Annotated in this window: 14 protein-coding genes; 12 read left to right on the top strand and 2 right to left on the bottom strand. The window is 35.7% G+C overall.

All coding sequences use genetic code 11. From position 1 onward, the window contains the following. Positions 1-2,982 (top strand): restriction endonuclease, encoded by a 2,982-nt coding sequence (locus AC2Q9J_RS00340; RefSeq protein ID WP_499036312.1) that lies wholly within the window; start codon positions 1-3, stop codon positions 2,980-2,982. A gap of 743 nt (positions 2,983-3,725) precedes the next feature. On the opposite strand, the gene AC2Q9J_RS00335 is transcribed toward AC2Q9J_RS00340, so the two are convergent. After that, a complete protein-coding gene (locus AC2Q9J_RS00335) occupies positions 3,726-6,956 on the bottom strand; it encodes a helicase-related protein (RefSeq protein WP_499036310.1) in 3,231 nt (1,076 codons plus the stop codon). Positions 6,957-7,037: 81 nt separating this feature from the next. On the opposite strand from AC2Q9J_RS00335, the gene AC2Q9J_RS00330 reads away from it, so the two are divergent. The 11 genes from AC2Q9J_RS00330 to AC2Q9J_RS00280 all read left to right on the top strand — a co-directional run bounded on the left by AC2Q9J_RS00330 (position 7,038) and on the right by AC2Q9J_RS00280 (position 16,291). Continuing rightward, entirely contained in the window at positions 7,038-8,285 is a 1,248-nt protein-coding gene (locus tag AC2Q9J_RS00330) for a sigma-70 family RNA polymerase sigma factor (RefSeq protein ID WP_499036308.1), read from the top strand. Positions 8,286-8,302: 17 nt separating this feature from the next. Further along, positions 8,303-9,076 carry a CBS domain-containing protein gene (locus AC2Q9J_RS00325; RefSeq protein WP_499036306.1) on the top strand — a complete coding sequence of 258 codons (774 nt, stop codon included), beginning with the start codon at positions 8,303-8,305 and terminating at the stop codon, positions 9,074-9,076. A gap of 73 nt (positions 9,077-9,149) precedes the next feature. After that, positions 9,150-10,175, top strand: a complete 1,026-nt coding sequence (locus AC2Q9J_RS00320; protein WP_499036304.1) for a tetratricopeptide repeat protein — start codon at positions 9,150-9,152, stop codon at positions 10,173-10,175. Positions 10,176-10,240: 65 nt separating this feature from the next. After that, positions 10,241-11,650: a M20/M25/M40 family metallo-hydrolase gene (locus AC2Q9J_RS00315; protein WP_499036302.1), complete on the top strand. Its 1,410-nt coding sequence runs from the start codon at positions 10,241-10,243 to the stop codon at positions 11,648-11,650. A gap of 117 nt (positions 11,651-11,767) precedes the next feature. Continuing rightward, the gene (locus tag AC2Q9J_RS00310; RefSeq protein ID WP_499036300.1) at positions 11,768-11,986 is read left to right on the top strand and encodes a hypothetical protein; all 219 of its coding nucleotides are present in this window, start codon (positions 11,768-11,770) and stop codon (positions 11,984-11,986) included. 277 nt (positions 11,987-12,263) lie between these two features. Then, complete coding sequence (locus AC2Q9J_RS00305) at positions 12,264-13,532, top strand: competence protein CoiA family protein (RefSeq protein WP_499036298.1); 1,269 nt, start codon at positions 12,264-12,266, stop codon at positions 13,530-13,532. A gap of 37 nt (positions 13,533-13,569) precedes the next feature. Then, positions 13,570-14,583 (top strand): DnaJ domain-containing protein, encoded by a 1,014-nt coding sequence (locus AC2Q9J_RS00300; protein ID WP_499036296.1) that lies wholly within the window; start codon positions 13,570-13,572, stop codon positions 14,581-14,583. 19 nt (positions 14,584-14,602) lie between these two features. Further along, positions 14,603-14,938 (top strand): hypothetical protein, encoded by a 336-nt coding sequence (locus AC2Q9J_RS00295; RefSeq protein ID WP_499036294.1) that lies wholly within the window; start codon positions 14,603-14,605, stop codon positions 14,936-14,938. 97 nt (positions 14,939-15,035) lie between these two features. After that, entirely contained in the window at positions 15,036-15,287 is a 252-nt protein-coding gene (locus AC2Q9J_RS00290; protein ID WP_499036292.1) for a hypothetical protein, read from the top strand. Positions 15,288-15,338: 51 nt separating this feature from the next. Continuing rightward, positions 15,339-15,785, top strand: coding sequence for a hypothetical protein (locus tag AC2Q9J_RS00285; protein WP_499036291.1), 447 nt, complete (start codon positions 15,339-15,341; stop codon positions 15,783-15,785). 185 nt (positions 15,786-15,970) lie between these two features. Further along, on the top strand, positions 15,971-16,291 hold the full coding sequence (locus AC2Q9J_RS00280; RefSeq protein WP_499036289.1) for a hypothetical protein: 321 nt from the start codon (positions 15,971-15,973) through the stop codon (positions 16,289-16,291). A gap of 531 nt (positions 16,292-16,822) precedes the next feature. Here the strand turns inward: AC2Q9J_RS00280 and AC2Q9J_RS00275 are convergent. Further along, positions 16,823-17,920, bottom strand: coding sequence for a Gfo/Idh/MocA family protein (locus AC2Q9J_RS00275; RefSeq protein WP_499036287.1), 1,098 nt, complete (start codon positions 17,918-17,920; stop codon positions 16,823-16,825). Position 17,921: the final 1 nt, after the last annotated feature.

Below are 17,921 nucleotides of genomic sequence, written 5' to 3'. Positions count from 1 at the left end.
ATGAAAATTCAATTTGATGAGTTAACATATCAGGATGAAGCTATTAAATCGGTTCTAAAAGTATTTGAAGGACAGCAAATCCGTAAATCTGAATTTACGATTATGAATCAAGATGCGCAAGGTAAACTATTTGGAGATATAGGAATTGGAAACAAGATTGACGTATCTCAAAGCAAGCTACTTCAAAACGTACAGCAAATTCAAATTAACCAAGGGATTCCGCTCTCTAAAGCTATTCCTGTGCCATTTCCTCAATTTAATTTCGAAATGGAAACAGGCACTGGAAAAACGTTTGTTTATTTAAAATCAATCCTTGAATTAAATCGCCGGTATGGATTTACAAAGTTTATTATCGTGGTCCCCTCAGTTGCGATTAAAGAAGGGGTAGTGAAAACACTTGAAATGACGAAGCAATATTTCAAAGCACAAATGCATGGCCTTATTTATCGTTCTTTTATGTATGATAGTCAGCGTTTAAATGATGTGCAAGGATTTGCTACGAGTGATGATGTAGAAATTATGGTTATTAATATTCAAGCTTTTTCAAAAAGTGCTAAGAATAATGATAATATGAATATCATTTATCGAAATGACATGGATACTCTTCAAGGAATCGCACCAATCGAATTAATCGCGGAAACAAATCCAATTGTCATTATTGATGAGCCGCAAAGTGTAGATAATACAGAAAATGCCCAACAAGCTATTGCAGCATTAAATCCGTCATTTGCGTTCCGCTTCTCAGCGACACACAAAAATAAAAACTACCCATTACTTTATAAATTAGGGCCGGTTGAAGCTTATCAGCAAAAGCTTGTAAAGCAAATAGAAGTAGCGGGCATTAAACGTTCAATAGATGGAAATGAAGCATACTTAAAGATTGTTGGGATTAAAGCTGCAAAGACATCTATTACTGCAACAGTGGAAATGCTTGTGAAAAATAAAAAGGAAATCGAAAAGAAAGAGATTAAGCTGAAAAAAGGTGATGATTTATACAGTAAGTCAAAACATATAGAAGCTTATCATTCAGTCGGTTTCATAACAGATATTTCTGCAGAACCAGGTAATGAATATATCGAGTGTTCTGGAGAGCCTTCAATTATTCGCTTGAGCCAGTCGCAAAATGAAGATTTAGAAATTAAGCGTGGTCAAATACGTAAAACGATTGAAGAACATTTGAATAAAGAATTAAAGTTAAACTCACAAGGCATTAAAGTATTGAGCCTATTCTTTATTGATAACGTTTCAAATTACCGTCAGTATGATGAAGAAGGAATTGAACTTCTAGGTGAGTATGGACATATATTTGAAGAGGAGTACCATGATCTTATAAGACAAGAAAAGTATAAAAAAATACGTGATTATTCAGTCCCTGTAGGAGAAATTCATAATGGTTACTTCTCAATAGATAATAAAGGTCGATATAAAAATGGTGGCGAGAAGGATGAAAGTGCTTATCAAATCATTATGAAGGATAAAGAAGATTTACTAACGATGTATGATGAGGAAAGAAAAAATATAAAAAAAGCTCACAAATTACGCTTTATCTTCTCCCATTCTGCTTTAAAAGAAGGTTGGGACAATCCAAATGTATTTCAAATTTGCACGTTAATCGAATCAAAGGATACCATAACAAAACGTCAAAAAATTGGACGTGGCCTGCGTATTGCAGTCAATCAAGACGGCCAGCGTGTCCCTGGATTTGAAATAAACACATTAACAGTTATGGCAAATGAAAGTTATGGTGAATTTGCAGAAGGGTTGCAAACAGAATACGAAGAAGAAGGTATGGAATTCGGCATATTTACAAAAGATATTTTTAGCTCATTAGTCATTACAATCGACGAACACACAGGTTTTAAAACGCCATTAGGTCATGAACATTCTGAACAATTAGTAAGATATTTGAAAGACCAAATGTATATTGACGATAAAAATAAGGGTACAGAAGCTCTTGCAAAAGCGATTAAAGAAGAAACATTTGATATTCCCCAACAGTTTAAAGATCTTGCACCAGATATGAAAGAAAAAATCGTTGCATCAATTGAAATGAAATTTAATGTTGATAAAGTTGAAATCAAGGATCATGCAAAGAAGGAAAATGTGAAATTAAATAAAGAAGCACTTTCAGGACCATTCCTTGAGCTTTGGAATCGCATTAAATATAAAACAAATTACACAATCGAATTTGATTCAGAAAAGTTTATAAATCAAGCTGCAGATAAATTGAGCGATGAATTAGAAATTCGTATTAGTAAGTTAGAATATGAACGTTATAAAATAGAAACAACAGAAGCTGGAATTTCCACTGTCCAAGAAGAAGCTACTGTTTTTAATGCGAATGATCGTAAATATGAAAAAGCACCGGATATATTAACGCATTTGCAAAATGATACGAAGCTTACTCGTAAAACGCTAATTGCTATTTTAAAGGAAAGTGGAACTCTCAGTGCTTTCAAACGAAATCCGCAACTTTACATGATGGAAGCAGCAAGAATTATTAATGCGGCGAAACGGTTAGCAATGGTAGATGGCATTAAATATGAGAAAGTTTCTGCGGATCAAATTTATGAGCAATCTTTATTTATTCAAGAAGAGATTGAAACTTATGAAGATAAGATTGTACCGGTGAGGGGCAATCGCTCTCCATATGATTATGTTATTGTAGATTCAAACATTGAACGAAAGTTTGCTGAAAGCTGTGAAAAAGACAGCAATGTTAAATTTTATATTAAGTTGCCTGCTGACTTTAAAATTAAGACGCCACTTGGAGCTTACAACCCTGACTGGGCTTTATCTTTAGAAGAGAATGGAAAAGAAAAGTTGTATTTTATTGTTGAAACAAAAGGCAGCAAAGGCGCAGAAGATTTGCGTCCAACAGAATTAGCGAAAATTCGTTGTGGTGAAAAACATTTTGCAGCGATTGAAACAGGGATAACATTTAAAAGAGGTACAGAATTACAAAATGTTTATTCAAAATAGTTTAGCTTCTTATAACAAAATTAATTGTTTATCAATATGATTTAAGCAGCTTCTTTATGTTTTAAAATTCGACTTCCTGGAAAAGAAACAATTCTACTTACTTCTGACAAATCACATCAATTGCTTGGTAAAGAAACTCCATCCCATTGAACTATAGTTTCACGGAAATAGAATTTTGATTTTTATACAGAAATTTGATTTGTGCTGTTCCTTGGAAATAGAAATTATCGGCTGATCATCTCTACAAGCTTGTGAATCAAGTTGTAAGCGGCACAGGTAAGTTCGATAAGTCTATAGTCAAATCTTCTAGGGAAGTTGGCGAAAGCTTAGATACAACCTTTCCTTAATTTATTGCCAAGAGCAAAAGCAACAGAAATACAACTGCCGTTAAAATGAAAGATTATCTGAAGTATATCAGAAATCTACAAGGGAGTAGATTGATAGAGGATTTGTAGGTTGCTGAGCTAATTTTCCTTTGTTTCGGAGCTTTGGAGAAACCAGGACAAGAAAGCACAATTGTTATTAGCTGCTTCTGTAATGGATTTGCAGCCTGTTCCACTGGATTTGTTGGTGAAAGTGCAGCCGGTGTTTTATTCGGATCCCGTAGATGCGGTTTATAAGGCTTTGGGGGTTAGTTGAGCAATTCTATGATAAATAATTAAAACCGCAACATTTCTCGGATTTAATCGAGCTAATGTTGCGGTTTTTTATTAGAGAATATTTAAATTTTTTTTTTTTGTAAATCAATTAACAACTTCTTCTTTTAAGTTAACCCTCTCCGTAGCATGAATAACCTCATCAGGTATCCTGCCCAGAAAATATTCTTCAATGACTTCCCAAAACTGCTCAGTATTCATTTTGTTTTTGAAAATATGGGTGAGCATCGCAACAGATAAGCGGTGACGAAAATGAACCGATTCCAAAATACGGTTTCGATACTTTTCAGGATGTTTCACTAGTCTTTCAAGTTCTAGCACAGAGTTGATACGTATATAAATTTCCGGAGTATTTCCGCCAATTATTTGATAGCTTAATACGTCGAATGCTTCTAATACTCCAAATAAGATTGAAGCTCTTTCGTTATGCCCAGTTGCTCGGTTCGGTAAAAACATTGATCCTTCATTAGTCTTTTCGTTCCAGTCTAAGCTCGAATTATTTAGGTATGTTTCAAGTGTGCCAGTTAAAAATTTCAAGAAGTCCTGGTAACCTGGCAATACCATATATCCTCGAGTCTCATGGGTTTTCGCTATATTATTGGCATTCATGTTTCCAGAAATTTTTCCGTATCTTTGCATCGATTGCAATAGAATTTGAGCTATCCCTTCACAAATATACTTATTTTTTTTAATAGCAGTTCTTAAATAACTTGCTAGTTCTTGGCTTTGAAAATAAGTCTTTTCCATAGCTTTATTGCGAAGGAAGATTTCTAGATGGTTTAATATTTCCTGGGTTTTAGGCAGCAGTAAATGCTTCGGTAGACGACTGCTTAGTTTAACTTCCATTATCGGATCAACAAACTCCAGAAATGGAAGTGTTATTGCAGAATCGCCTGTATGGAAGAAGTATTTGAATTGAGCAAACGACAAATTACGGTATTCTTTCTCCCAAATCTTTTTTAAATCAAGTTCGTAAATGGCAGTATACACATTACTATCTGGAAGAGATTTTATTTTCTTGCTGTATGAAGCATTCTTCTTTAACTGAAGATACTTTTCGCCTTCTGGTTTTACTCTGAAGTACTCCCTCGAAAAAATCCCTCGTGGCCTAGCAACAAAAGGAGAGTATCCCATGCGTAATGTGAAATCTTTTTCGAGCAAAAGAAGAGCTGTTTTTAACGTGCCATCTATATCTCCGTCATTATCATTAAACGAATTTTGCTCAAATATATAACGAAAATCTTCTGCGCTTACTAACAAATTTCGTGATCGATTACGATTTTCTTTGTAGACTGACAAGATTTTTTGAGCGACTAACTGCAATTGGTGTTTATGAATAGTCGACATGCCATGCAGTCTTCTTACATGTGAAAAGTCATTGCTTAAAAAGTCGAAATAAGCATTGCCATCAGGCAAATCTCTGGCAGCACGACCGATTTCCTGTACATAATCACATACATTACCTGTTGGTGCAAAATGATACACATTGTTGATGTCGGGAATATCTATTCCCATACCAAACGCTTTTGTTGCTAGCATGACAGGGGACGTACCTTCCTTAAATTTCTGAGCGTTTACATCTTTTTCTTCTTTTCTGAGCCGGCCATAGTACAATGTTAATTTTTCTGAGGCTCTGGGGTGGTTTTCTTCCATATAAGTCATGAACTTTAATATTGCGCTTACAGTCGGAAAATAAATAAGCGTTTTTTCATCTTTTTTAATAAACTGTTTGACTCGCTCTGCAGTGATGACAAACTTAGCTCTCAAGTATTCATTACCTTTATAGTCATCAGCTCTTGAATTGATTCCAATATTAATATCGTCTCTTCTGACACTGCCCAAATACGTAATAGGGTTTAAAAGAGTCAGACTGTCTCGGGTTTCTTTATACATATCTTCTTCTCCGCCATAAATTGCAGTAGCAGTAAAGGTGGCAATAGGAAATTTCATTTCTTTTCTTAGTTTTTGCAGGTAAGTTCCAAGGTACCAGTAATCTGCTCTAAAGGCCTTACCCCAGGTAGTGACAATATGGGCTTCATCAACGATGAAAAGACCAACAGTTCTTTCTCCTATTAACATTTTTATATCTGAACGGCTAAGCAGAGTTTCGGGAGATATATAAAGTGTGGAAATTTCACCAGCATGAACTCTCTCCGATATTTCTGTTTTCTTTAATGGTGTAATATCTGAATTAATTGTTTCTACGCTTGATATGCCTCTAGATTTCAAGTTGTTAACTTGGTCTTTCATGAGGCCTATTAATGGGGAAATTACAATAGTCAAAAGACCAAAGTTCTCATAAAGATATAAAGATGGGATTTGGAACATGATAGATTTTCCAGCACCGGTTGGTGACGTAATGAAAACATCACGGAATGGTTTTTTGTTATTGGCTGCAATTGAATTAGTTACCAGATCGTCAATAATCTGCGATTGAGAAACTTCCATTAACTCCTTTGACTGATCAGGATTTTTGTACATCGACAATTGCCTGAAGTTTGAATAACCCCAATATTTCTCTAGCAGTGCTACATATGGAGTTTCATCGACTTGCTTTTTCTCAAGTCTCTTTAAAGAAATGTAAAGATTACAGCTTTCAGAAATTTGATTCAATAATCGTATGCGATCGAGATAATTATTAGTGAAAGAGTCCAAATCGGCTCTCTGGACTAAGACGTAATCACCTTGTAAGGAGTGGGTTAATATTTTTGAGGTCAAATCCAAAAATTGATTTTCATCTTCTGAAATCTCCAGTATCACTTCGCCTTCTCCAGAAGGTACTGTTTCGAGATCTTTATTTTCTGGAGTAAAATAGGGAATCCATTTTTCTTGGACTTCATCAGAAATAGAATAAGTAACATAATAGCTATCATTCTTTACAATAGAACTGTAGAACTTGGTTACAAAATCAAAAGAACAAGAAATATTGTCAGGGATACTTTCGTCGTCAACTGAGAATACATTAACTAACGCTTCAATTTCATCTAAGTTGTATTGTAAAGGGAACTGTCTATGGTAAAGATTGTTATAGATAAAAGTAGATGTGAAGAAATTAGTGAAACTACTTTCAATGAAAAACTGATATTCTTCCATCGTACACCAATAATAATCGAGCTTTTTGCTTAGCCTGTTTGAGACTTCCATTAATATCTCAGGACCTATATTGAAATCTTTTAAGTTACAAGGGTATGGGACGGATAGTAGTTTATTGTCCGATAATGAGTCGAGTTGAGCAGGAGTGAATCCAATCATGACTGCTAATTTCGGTGACTCTGATGCTGCTAATAAGCTTGTTGGCTGGATATAATTGTAATTCATAAATTGCACCTCTTTCTTAAATAAAGTATACTACAATAAATAGTAGAATATTCACCCAATTTAGAATGAAGGTGTTAAATTATGTCGAGTCTATATAAATTTGATGCGAAACTTAAGAGCATGTATCCAAATTTAAAATCTTATGTTGATTCGAAGGTCGTACAACAATTAATGGAAGAAATAATTTATGAAGAGCCGTCAATCAGTTTCATTAAGTCTTATTTAAAAGATAAAGGCTATATTAACGTGGATTCAAGACCGGAAGATACAGCAGATAAGAAGACAGTAGCAAAGAACACAGAAAATGATAATCAAAATAATAAGCTTGAACCTAGCACAGATATGGAGGTAAAAAAAGATATTTTTGTAAAAGAAGCCAAGCTAGCCTATATCTCAGAAACGACAGAAATCAAAGTTGTCGATACAGAAAGTGATGACGAGTTTGATTTTGATGCATTTATGGAGTCTGACAAATTTAAAGCTGGTATGAAAAATGCAGACAAAATAACTGGATATAAAAATAACAAGGACTTATTCGATGATTACGCAGTTTTTAACAGCCCAGAAGTAAGAAACAATCTTCTTGTTAACAATTTGCCTCTGGTTAGAAAAATCGCTTCGAAATATATTTACGCTTCGACTGGCTCATTGGTTTATGATGATTTAGTTAGTGAAGGTGTATTAGGTTTAATGAAGGCAATAGATCGGTTTAAGAAGGAATATGGCTATGAATTCTCAACCTATGCTTATTACTGGATTAAACAAAGTATTACGAGAGCTATCGCAGATAAAGCATTAAATGTCAGACTACCTGTTCATATGCATGAAACTCTTAACAAGATAAATAAGTTTGAACGTGAGTATTGGAAGCTGGATGGAGAACCGGAAGTTGAAAAAATTGCGGAATTATGTGGTCTAAGCATAGAGAAATATTATGAATTAAAAATTATAGAGGCTTCTTTCAGAAGGCAAACTTCATTAAATACACCACTTAAGGAAGATAGCCAAGAAGACATTTTAATGATGCTTGAGCAAAAATCTTCACTTTGGTTTATGGAGGGATTAGATAAACAAGATCCTGTCCAAGTAGCAAACTTTCATGCACTCAAAAATGAATTGGAAAAATTATTAAAGTCCTTAACAGAACGGGAAGAACAAGTACTACGATTAAGATATGGTATGGATGGTGACGAACCGAAAACCTTAGAAGAAATAGGAGAAATGATGAATGTTACTCGCGAGAGAATTCGTCAAATCCAAGCTAAAGCAATACTTAAGTTGCGAAAAAAAAGTGCTGGTTATGATTTACCCTTATTCTTAGTAAATTAAAAATTAGGAGGGATGTAATGGATCTTTCTAGCCCTGCATCAACTAATAGTTTTTTTACGGCCAAGGATATAGCCGAGCCATTAGCATTTGTAACAAAAGACGAAAGAGATCGGTTATCAAAGCTTTTTAATGATGATAATTTTGATGTTGTGGGTTTTAATGAGAATGGAAGGGTTACAGGGTTCCTTGATAAACAGGATACTACTAATCTTGAAGAATTAAGTAATAGAGTTAAGAAATTCGAAATACATGACTTGATAACCTCAAATACTGATTTGAAAGATTGTCTTTCACTTCTTGAAAGCCGCCAGCAATTATTCATTATAGATAAATCACATATAATTGGAATAGTTACGAGATCTGATCGTCAAAAACCAGCTGTGCGGATGTTGTTTTTTGGGATGATTACAGTATTTGAAAGTGAATTGGCTACATTGATTAATCTTAAGTATCCCGATAATGCTTGGAGAACATTAATCAATGAGAAGAGATATAGTAATGCAGAAGAGCAATTTTCTGAATTAGTTGAGAAAAATCTCGAAGTAAGTTTGATTAATTGTACTCAATTTTGTGATAAGACGGATATAGTAGTCAATGATACAGAATTGCTGACTACATTAACAGCTTCATCAAAAAATCAAGCAAAAAGTATTTTTAAGCAAGTTCAAAGATTAAGGGATGATTTAGCTCATGCGCAGTCGTTACAACACTGGTTCGAAAATAAAGAGGTTATGACCTTAATTAATCAAATTAGTCTTACTACAGAAAAAATTAAAGAGCAACTCAAATAAAAAGGCCAAGGGAACAGGAAGTATTCATAGCAAAATGGATATTTCCTGTTTTTAGTATAAGGGAGGAATGTTCATGAAAAATATGACAATAGATGACTTAGGTGAGAAGGAACAAGAATTATTAGATATGAATCCTGATATTAATCCGATGATTAAGAGACAATTGATAAATGTCTATGAAAATATGTTGATTTTAATGCGCAAAAAAAGAGAAACGCGAACAGACTCATATGCATACATTAAGCGGAAAGTAGTAACGCACCTGATTCAATATGGTGCGTTTTTGAAATCTGAAGATATAAAAAATTTTAAAGAAGCAGAAACGAATTTTAAATTGGCACTTAAATATGAACCCAATAATCCTATAGCATATTACCGTGTGGGATTTATTAAATACAGGAATGAGAATTATTCAGAAGCAGCATTCAATTTTAACAAAACACTAATATACCAAGAATTATGTAAAGAAAAATCATACTTGCTTAATGATCAACAAGAAAAAAATGCCTATCTTTATATGACAAACAGTGGCTTACATATCGCCCAAAAAGGTTATGAGAAGATGAATGAGAAATTTAGTGAGTTGCCAGAAGTACTAAAGAGCTATCAAGTTTCAGATTTATATGACCGTCTGGAAAACAATGACCAGTATCTAGAAAACAGAGCGTTTCGAATATTATCGTTTGAGGGAGAAGAATATTGTTCGAAAGCACACTGCGAAAAAATTATAAAATCGGAACCTAAGAATACAATCATTTTATATTTTAACGAACGTGTCCCTTTGCTTTGTTATAACGGTGATGAAATACCGTTGTTAGGAAATAGGCCGGATATCTTGCGTCACTTGCTTACAAAAACATCTTTGGAATCTCCGGCAACTATGTTAGATATGACGGATTATTTTTTGGATAACCATCTCAAGAATCTAAAAGAAAATACTTATGTCACTGCTATTAATAGGTTAAGAAGCAGCATGCGGGAAGTGACGATTCCAGAAGTATTAAAAAATACTAGACGTCAAGAACTTACAGCCTATTATTTTGATCATTCTGTAAAATTTATGGTAATGAGCAGAATTGATGAAGAAACGAGCATTTGAAGATGACAGGGCTGTCATCCCCTTTTGGTTAAACTAGGTATATAAACCGAAAGGGAGTGGATAGCATGGTAAACATGAAAAGTTGGTATGATTTATTTATTCGTCACGGATTCCTTGTAGAGGAAATTGCAGAAGGCAAATTCGACTGCCGAAAAGAAACGGAAGAGAATCTGGAGTTTTTAAAGGGAATTTTGGATGAGATTTTTGTAGCCTACACTATAGGCAATGGTTTATTGCAAATAAATGAAACAGAAATTGATGAAGCGCTTTGGCTGCGAGCAGTGGACTTCCGCTACAGAGGCCGGACAGAAATGCTGCAATTTGGACCTGAAGTGGACATTCCTGGCATCAAAAATTTCGATACTTACATGGCCGGGATGATTCGCCAGCTAAATCGACTGGATCTGTCGACAACTTGCTGCTGTGATGGTCACGACAAACGATTTCCCAGTATTTCGTTTACTGGCGATACGGATATGAACACAGTGGTTAAAGTGCTGTCTGTAATTGGTTTGCCTAAGGTCTATGTACGGAAACATTCCATCACTATAAAAGTGCCCCGGATTCAGTTGCTTGATGCAGCTGAAGCATTAAGTACGTTGTCTCAAGAACACTTAAATATGGAAACAGAAGAATTAAATAAGCATTTTTTTCTGATGGAGCTTGAAAGATGTCTATCCATTGACGGAGAAAGTGGAGACGAAGAAGAAATTCGGGAATACGTCCGAAGCAAACTTGTTGGCCAAACTGATTCGGTGACAGTGGACAGTAAAGGGAACTTACTTGCTACAAAGGCTTGTGGAAACGGAAAAGGGCCGGTTATCTTACTGAATGCACATCTGGACACGGTATACAGTTTTGACGAAGGCAGAGAAATTATAAAAGCGGGCAATATCTGGTCAAGCAGTAGCGGAATTTTAGGTGCGGACGACAGAGCGGGGGTGGCCGTCTTATTGGAAACACTGAAGCGTCTTGATGCGACAAAATTTAATGGCACAGTGAAATTCATTTTCACAGTTGAAGAAGAAGTTGGTCTACAGGGAGCAAGAGAAGTAAATGGAGATTTTTTGAGTGATGTTGACGCTGCCTTCGTAATCGATCGAAGAGGGACTGGCGATATTGTCACTTCCTGTAGGGGGCAAGAAAAATTTTGTGATGAATCATTCGGTGAACTCATCGAAGAAATTGCAAGCAGACATGGACTAGGCGTTTGGAGATGTACAGCAGGGGGTAGCAGCGATACTCGTATTTGGGCATCTCATGGGATTCAAAGTGTGAATTTATCAGCAGGGTATTTTAACGAGCATAGCTCTGATGAGTATTTGGATGTTGAGGGTTGTAAGGAGACACTTGAATTTCTATTAGCAATTGTAACTGAGGGCAGAGCGTTAAAGAGAGTAGTTCGTTCTATTAAACAAAATATAAACTACCCTATTTTGTTAAAAGGTTCGGTAAGTAAAAAAGACTTATATTGAGTTTAAAGTATTGACGTTCAATATGACGTCGCAATAAATCTCTTTAATTTATATTAGTTAAACTTCTGAATGCAAACATACTTTTATCTAAGAAACTAAAAAAGAGGAGGTCCCTTCATGAATGTTCAAAATAATAATTTTCGAAAAGATGCTAAGTCGCAGTTTAAAATAGTGCATTCAAATTATAAAAAGAAAAACTGTATGAATTGTTTCTTCTACAATAATAATAAGGTTTGCGGAAAACATTATATTAGAACTTTAAAAGACGAGGTTTGTCCAGACTTTCGAAAAATTATTACTAAAATTTATGGCGGTGGAAGAGTATCTCCAAAATAAACTAGGTTCAATAAAATTTAATGGAAATATTAAAAGTTTAAGTCGAGTAATTGAGCTATAGAAAAGAGGAGGAATATAAACATTTACTGCTTTTAAAGCCGTTTTTTATATGCGGCTTTTTTTATTTTTACTATCTTTTATCAAATATATTATATTTCTTTATTTCATATATTGAGTAGTAAAATAAAAATACATAATTGAAAAATATGGTATTTTAGTGATACTATTAAATTAATATTTTGAAAAATAAGAAAACAATATATGTGGGGGAATCTAAATGTTAGAAGCTCTTTATGAGGGAGGAAGGTTTAATCTTCGGACTCATTTAAGTCTTAACAATTCAGTGAATGAAGAAATAGGCAGGCTTAAGAAGGCCGCAGATAAAGGGGCATTTAGCTGTCCATACTGTAGGGGCATTTTAAAGCTAAGAGCTGGAGATGTGTATGAGAAACATTTCTATCATCCGAGTAATTCATGTGCAATTTCAGAGGCAAGTGAAACATATCAGAAACAAACGAAGAGAGAGGCAAAGAGTCACTCGGTAATGAAAGAGATTATTTATGATGAACTGAAAACCCAAGAAAATATAAATGATAATCTGCAAGTTGAATATGGATATATTATAAAAGGGGACGAAAAATGGAGATACTATCCGGATATCATAGTTGATAACAAGAAAACCGAAATAGCTATTTCTATCTTAACTGATGTAACTGCAAATAAGGATGCAGGTCTTGTAAGACAAATTAAGAAGAGAAATGAATATTTTAAAGAAAAAAATTTAAAACCTGTCTGGTTTGTAGAAAAAACAGAGCAATCCATTGATATGGATCACCGAGTCATTCATTTATGGGAAGCGGAATTAGATATCGCCATTAAGATGGGAGAAGATTTTAAATGGGAAGAAGCGTTAAGCAGCTTAGAAGTTAAAAATAATATATTTGATCTTTTTAACTACCATTACCGAAGTATTCCAAGCAATTATGATGTGCGGGGCCTCTACTACGTTAAATCCACAGCTACCAATATTATTTTTACTGTGCAGCGTTTTATAGCAGAGGAATTTAATCATCCGTATCGAGCATTCGCCTTAAATGACGCTTACGAAATTAAAATGTCAACGGCTTTATTAATGGATGATGTTTTGCAATTAAGTGATCCATTTATAGAAGAGAAACAAAGGAATGAGTTTATAAAAGACGTATATATAAGGGAGACAGAATACATTTCAAACAAAGAAGAAGAGAATATTTCTACTGATACAGCAGTTGAGCATACTATGAACTTCACTAAAAATTATGCTGAGCATGATATTTTAGAGATTTTGAATGAATACATTAAAGAAGTCAAAATTATTTCCGCTGATAAATTTAGTAAGTTTTTAGTTATGGAATGTGGAGCTCCCCCAGCTACATTCGCTACAGGAAGATATCAAATTTATAAAGATGTCTGTATCACGCTCTCTGGTTTAGAATCATCTGGAAGAATTAAATTAACAAAAAAAGATTATGTAAACGACCGATTCTACGAAGTCATTGAAAACTAATTAGATACATAAATTACGAAGGAAGGGGGGAGGAAGTATGGGGGGATTTATTGATTATTACACATTACTTAATATATTGCCGACAGCAAGTGAAGAACTGATTAAGCGTGCATATCGTATCCAGTCTAAAGAAGTACACCCGGATAATGGCGGAGATGAAAAACAATTTATTCTACTAACAGCAGCCTATGAGGTGCTAAGCAATCCGGCAAAAAGAAGAGAATATGATCAGCAATATGCCTACTTTCAGCAAGTCAAAGAGCAAACTAAGGAACGCCCGCAAGAAGAAAAAAAGAAATCGACACCCAAAGATGAAACACAATTTCAAAAAGTTTCTCCGAAGTTCTCTTTTGACTATGTTCGCTATGGAAAGGTAATGTTAGGAGCTCTCATAAGCCTAAGTATCCTGGCAAAAGCAATTAGTGCTTTTGAGGAAAGCGCTGAACCTGAAATTCCTGAAAATCCAATTGTATTTCCAGTTACAGTTAATGAACAGTCTAATGAAGTATCCAAAGATTCTGAGGTTGCCGAATATGAGCTTAATGAAATAGAAGATTCAAATGTGGAATCAATTGAACACTCAATTGAGATTTCTGAGGAATCTGAGACACCCTTAGATGTAGTAGAGGAAGATGATCAATCAGAAATGGAGCAGACCGATACATCGACTTATACTACAACTGATTCTTCTTCGCTTTATGTTCGTTATTTAGACCGAATATATAAGTTGGAAGATGATATGCAAAGCTATGGAATGGTTTGGGAAACGGGAAGTGATGCCGAAATTACACAAGCATCTTATATTCAGTTAGCAGTTTGGGATGATTTATTAAATGAAATTTATCAGACTCTACGAATAGAGTTAACAGAGGAAGAATTTATAGACTTAAGGAATAAGCAACGTTCTTGGATAGTAGAAAAGGAAAGAATTGCAGATACAGCTATACTCGATTTTGCTGGAGGCTCTTGGGAAGTGCCTGTTTATAATGATGCGCAAATGGAAGAAACGCGCAAACGATGTTATTGGCTAGTAATGAATTATATGAATTAGATGAAAGGGAGTTGAGCTAATGTTCGGTTTTCTTAAGTTATCTGGTGCACCAACAAGAGCTTATACATATTATAAACAAACTGAAAATATTGAGGAAAAGAAGATTATGGAAGATTTATATATTAAGTTTTCTTCACTTATAAAAAAATACGAAAAAGTAGTTATGCAAGAAGCTATGTTAGAACCGTCAAATAGAAATGAATCAATCAGAGAGTTTAGAAAGCGGCAAGAAGCAATGATATTGATCCGCACATTTAATGATATGGCCAAGTACGGATATGAAAAAGGATATTCTGAATTTTTGATTGGCTTGTTTTATCAGAAAGAAATTTCAGCTTTTGTGAATTCGAAGTAGAAGGCTTTATGAATTACAAATTTACTCAAGTAATTGAAGAGTTCATTAATTATTATTTGCATGGTGATAAATTGAAACTTACAGAGGAGAGAAAACGATGATACCTGTAAAGAAGGATTTTGACGCAAAAATTGAAGAACTTAAATCGATTTCTAGAAATAAAGGTGATTCTTTTTTAAATATGACTTCTGAAGAATTACATAAAATCATTGGAGGGTATCCCTCTAAAAATCATCGAATGGCAACTTGCTGCGATGCCATGTATGATGCAATGCAAACTGGCGATGAAATTATTCAGGCTCCACCCAAAGGGAAAGGCGCTAGTCTGAGAATCAAGTATTTTCTGTAATGGCGCATTAAAGTTAGTCTCCGACCAGTAAAAGAATAGGGAAGTGCCGAAATGATTGAACAGGAATTAATAATGACTATCAAAAGAATTGGTGTTACTTCAGGCGAGGTACAGGTCTATTATGCTTCATCCGATCCGTTGATTTTTATCGAATTTTATGACGAAGATACTGGTGTCTCTTTTACATTAGAGACAGTCCAGCTGGGCAGGCTTTGCCATATTAAAGAAACGTATGTAATCGGCAACATTAATATGGATAAGATCATATCAAGTGCAGAGGCAGAAGAAGCGGTAAAATTACTTAGTGAGCAAGGAGAAGGGATGAAAAGTAATTTACTAGTTAAAGCGAGAAAGTATGCTGAAGAAATCACTAAGCGAGTAGGAATACCTGTATATGTAACAGAAGAGATACAAGGAGAGCCAGGGCTCATGACAGAACATGATCAGAATATGTGGCATGCGGGAGAAGTTTTGAGAGGAATAGATGATGACTATTGAGAAATAAGTCTGTTATAATTCCGTTCATGTTATTTATGCACAGCTAGGCCCAGGTTTTTTATTGAAAACTTTAAATCGGGTTTATTCAACAATGATTAATGATGATCAACACTATAAAAATTGCTAAATAAGACTGCATTTTATTGTCCTAAGTTTAAATATATAAATGAGATGAGGAGTTTAGCGTGAGTACAGTCCATCGGGCATTGCAATCTATAGGTAAAACGAATTTTATTGAGTATTTTGAGGACTATAAGGAGCTGTCATTCAGTAAAGAGAAAATTAGTGGAAGCGACAAAATGCCTTTAGCCAAAAAGCTGCTTGAAAATAATCCGAATGCAACTAAATTGTCCGGCCAACTAATCCGAATCTCATCCGCAATCGGCATTTTTAAAAAAGGCTTGGAAGTGGAAGCTCTAAAAGAAGTCATTGCGTCAAAACATCCTTCCATTACGAAAGAGATAAAAGCAAAGGCTATAACTTTGATTAGTAATAGCTCTTATTAACAAATTATAATTATTAAATCCCTGACACATAAAGCGAAAAGATTAACCATTTATAATCATGGAAGGAAGATGGCTGTCGCTTCTATATAATAGTGTCATATGAGCTAAATGTTGTTCCAAAAAGAGAGCCAGCTTTTCAAAATGTGAATTTGAAGAGCGGGCTATCTTGTATTTGTTCATATAAAAAATATAAGTGGAGCTAGAGAAACGATATTTTATACTGATCTTTGATTCTAATAAGTTCTCCAGAGATATGGAACAAAACAGCGAAGACTCCTGCGGCTTAGCGACACGACCGATACACCGCAGGGAGCGCAGCGGACGAGGAGGATTGGGCGGGAGCCCGCTGGAAAGCGAAGCTGTTTTGTGGAATATCGGTTACCTAATATAATCTCAGGATTTTACGTTATCCGGAAGGCATGTCTTATAAAGACCGTGAAGCCTGGATGGACGAGACGGAATAATGGAGAAGTTCATCCTCTTCAAGATGAACTTCTCCATTTTTTATTTGTGAAAATTCGTGGGATGGTTTCATATGAAAATCTGCTCGTTCCTCACAAATGCTTTCGGCTTTGAACAAGTGCTATCCATATGATGATACACGCCATCCCGTGATGAAGTTAAGAAGCCTTGCATCGCTTCCAATACATGATAAGCTAGTTGGCCGTTCGCTCGGTGCGTTTTGCCGTTCAGTAAGGCATGTGCCATGTCAGCAACCCCAATGCCGCGGCCGTTTTCCTGTAAACCGGATATCAAAGGGATGTCTGTGAAGTTTTCTTCATCTTTTTTGCGCAGCCGCACCGGTCCGCCGAAATTATTGGGATCTGGAACGAGCAAAGTGCCTTCGTTTTCGTAGATTTCAATTGGCGGCAGGGTGGACCCGCCGAAAGCATCGAAACTGGAGGTTAGGGTACCGATCGCACCGGATGCAAAATCGATTGTTCCGGCTATATGTGTTTCAGTAGAAACGGTGATTTTCTGGCCAGCGTTCGGTTCACTCAGGATGGTCCGTTCCGGATAACTGATGCGCGCAGATCCCGCAATACGTTGGATGGGGCCAAGCAATGCGATCATAGCCGTTAAATAATAGGGGCCCATGTCGAACAGCGGACCGCCGCCTTTTTCATAATAGAAAGCAGGATTCGGGTGCCAATGTTCATGTCCGCGGCTGATTACAAAAGCTGATGCACCGATTGGGATGCCAATTTCGCCGTTTTCAATCAAATGCAGTGCGGTTTGTACGCCTGCTCCCAGGAATGTGTCCGGGGCGGCGCCGACCAATAAGCCTTTTTCCTGTGCTTTGTCCAAGACCTGCTTGGCTTCCTGCAGGCTGATGGCCAGCGGTTTTTCCACATAGACATGTTTGCCGGCTTCCAATATTTGAAGGCAAACTTCAGCATGCACTTTCGGAAGCGTTAAATTGATGACCAGATCGATTTCCGGATCAGCCAGCAATTCCTGTACGGAGCAGGCTTTCGGAATGCCATATTGATCCGCTTGGGAGCGGGCGCGATCCAGTTCCAAATCTGCACAAGCTGTAAGCGATAGGTGTTTGTATGCCGGGATATTCTCCATATAGATGGAACTTATGTAGCCGCAGCCGATAATGCCGATTTTCATTGTGCGCATA

It is taken from the genome of Planococcus sp. RAB007_Raresut (assembly GCF_057369535.1).
This window is presented reverse-complemented; position numbering and strand designations above follow the sequence as displayed.

What these genes read in the sequence shown, in the direction of transcription:
- AC2Q9J_RS00340 (WP_499036312.1), top strand. Translation starts at nt 1, where the DNA reads ATGAAAATTCAATTTGATGAGTTAACATATCAGGATGAAGCTATTAAA.
- AC2Q9J_RS00335 (WP_499036310.1), bottom strand. Translation starts at nt 6,956, where the DNA reads ATGAATTACAATTATATCCAGCCAACAAGCTTATTAGCAGCATCAGAG.
- AC2Q9J_RS00330 (WP_499036308.1), top strand. Translation starts at nt 7,038, where the DNA reads ATGTCGAGTCTATATAAATTTGATGCGAAACTTAAGAGCATGTATCCA.
- AC2Q9J_RS00325 (WP_499036306.1), top strand. Translation starts at nt 8,303, where the DNA reads ATGGATCTTTCTAGCCCTGCATCAACTAATAGTTTTTTTACGGCCAAG.
- AC2Q9J_RS00320 (WP_499036304.1), top strand. Translation starts at nt 9,150, where the DNA reads ATGAAAAATATGACAATAGATGACTTAGGTGAGAAGGAACAAGAATTA.
- AC2Q9J_RS00315 (WP_499036302.1), top strand. Translation starts at nt 10,241, where the DNA reads ATGGTAAACATGAAAAGTTGGTATGATTTATTTATTCGTCACGGATTC.
- AC2Q9J_RS00310 (WP_499036300.1), top strand. Translation starts at nt 11,768, where the DNA reads ATGAATGTTCAAAATAATAATTTTCGAAAAGATGCTAAGTCGCAGTTT.
- AC2Q9J_RS00305 (WP_499036298.1), top strand. Translation starts at nt 12,264, where the DNA reads ATGTTAGAAGCTCTTTATGAGGGAGGAAGGTTTAATCTTCGGACTCAT.
- AC2Q9J_RS00300 (WP_499036296.1), top strand. Translation starts at nt 13,570, where the DNA reads ATGGGGGGATTTATTGATTATTACACATTACTTAATATATTGCCGACA.
- AC2Q9J_RS00295 (WP_499036294.1), top strand. Translation starts at nt 14,603, where the DNA reads ATGTTCGGTTTTCTTAAGTTATCTGGTGCACCAACAAGAGCTTATACA.
- AC2Q9J_RS00290 (WP_499036292.1), top strand. Translation starts at nt 15,036, where the DNA reads ATGATACCTGTAAAGAAGGATTTTGACGCAAAAATTGAAGAACTTAAA.
- AC2Q9J_RS00285 (WP_499036291.1), top strand. Translation starts at nt 15,339, where the DNA reads ATGATTGAACAGGAATTAATAATGACTATCAAAAGAATTGGTGTTACT.
- AC2Q9J_RS00275 (WP_499036287.1), bottom strand. Translation starts at nt 17,920, where the DNA reads ATGCGCACAATGAAAATCGGCATTATCGGCTGCGGCTACATAAGTTCC.